The organism is Vibrio genomosp. F10 str. 9ZD137 (assembly GCF_049974785.1).
In the GTDB taxonomy this organism is placed as follows: domain Bacteria; phylum Pseudomonadota; class Gammaproteobacteria; order Enterobacterales; family Vibrionaceae; genus Vibrio.
Window position 1 is genome coordinate 1 of record NZ_JBNGCJ010000126.1, and the last position, 399, is coordinate 399.

Genomic DNA, 399 nt, shown 5'->3' on the forward strand with positions numbered 1-399 from the left:
TCATAATCAGGCGCAGTTTTAATACCCGAATGCCAATCGACTGGGCACGTAACTCCCCTAGTTCTAGCCCAGCCATGGCCGCAGAAAATAGCTTAACTAGTGGTAGTAGCAATACCACCCCGACTAGTACTGAATATGCATGCTCCCATGTTCTGGCATGCAGTGAACCAGCCAACCATAAATTGCCGGTAATAGCGCTATCTATCTCTCCTTTCACCAACAACAGACCGTTAAATGCACTGAGTATCGCGCCAACACCAATACCGGTTAACACTAGGTTTTGACGCTTTATAGTGCCGCCTTGATAGGATAAAAACAGCACTACCGCAGCCGTTGAAAGCCCGCCAACAATCGCTCCAATTGCGACGTGAAGAGATCCACCAGAAGATCGGAAGAGCG

General features: G+C 48.6%; 1 protein-coding gene. It reads right to left on the bottom strand.

Annotation, left to right across the window (positions count from 1 at the left end):
* Positions 1–399 (bottom strand): iron chelate uptake ABC transporter family permease subunit (locus tag ACP45E_RS01495; RefSeq protein WP_141707174.1); only part of this gene is annotated, 399 nt, incomplete at both ends.